Annotated in this window: 1 protein-coding gene; it reads right to left on the bottom strand. The window is 52.3% G+C overall.

The annotated features are described in order from the left end of the window. On the bottom strand, positions 1 to 1122 hold a 1122-nt coding region (locus tag R7O12_RS26270), incomplete at both ends, for a S8 family serine peptidase (protein WP_318126999.1).

Genomic DNA, 1122 nt, shown 5'->3' with positions numbered 1-1122 from the left:
GCGTTACGTACTTGCACTGCGGTACACGTTGGGTGGTAACTCCACACCAAGCCAGCTACGCCCGTTACGTGCGGAGTCGCCGTCGAAGTGCCGTTGTAGTACTCGTAGTCTTCACCTGATGTAGTTGCAACCGTGATCTCTTGGCCTGCGTAACCCAATAGCTCTTGACCAAATGCACGATCAACTGTCACCGACACCATGCGATAAGCGTTGTTTTGGTCAACTAAGAATGGGTTTTGTAACCCAGCTAATGCCGCGTTGCTGTATACAATCGCCGCGCTTGCGCCTGCGTTGTAACATGCTCGGACTGCATCCACCTCTGGGTATGTACCTGAAGATTGATTGCCAATACGCTCAGTAAGACAGATTTTGCCTGACATGTCGCCACAGTTGAAGTTGCCACCAGACACATCACAGCTTGCCAATGTCGCGGTGACTGAACCTGCAACTGGTGCTGGTACAAACTCAGTGCCGTTGTGGACCAAACGGTTATGAGGCACGATGCCACGGTCAAACTGGCTAACACCGTTTAGCGTAATGTCAGACAACTTACCTTCGCCTACTGTTACGGTGGACAGGATCGCCACACCCGGCGCCGCGATTTCAACTTGATCCGTCGCTTGCGAGAACGCCGCGTGATCATTTTGATTATCGACCGCTGCAACTGACATAACAGAATCGTAAGACGCTGGGTAGCTGTGCGCTGTATTGCCGTCGTTACCCGCCGCAGCGATTAACAGTACGCCTTGATCGTAGATCGCTTTCAGCGCATTTTGCTCCGTGCGACTCGATTGGCTACCACCGAGGCTCATGTTCACCACGTTTGCGCCATTATCAGCACACGTTTGTATCGCTTTCACAAGACCAGAAGAGTAACCCCAGCCCGCTTCGTTAAACACTTTTACGATGTGAAGGTTCACGTTTTGGTTTGGCATCACGCCCTTCACGCCTTCAGTATTCGCGATCGCAGCGATTGTGCCCGCTACGTGAGTACCATGCGCGTTGTTGTTGCCAGGATCGCTCCATGATCCTGTGCCGCTATCATTGGTACCAGCAACACGGTTACCGCTCAGATCGTTGTGCGACAAATCGTAGCCAGAATCGATGATACAAACTGTGCGG

This window comes from Vibrio sp. Vb1574 (assembly GCF_033338675.1).
The sequence above is the reverse complement of the archived record's forward strand: the minus strand, read 5'-3'. Positions and strand labels throughout refer to the sequence as shown.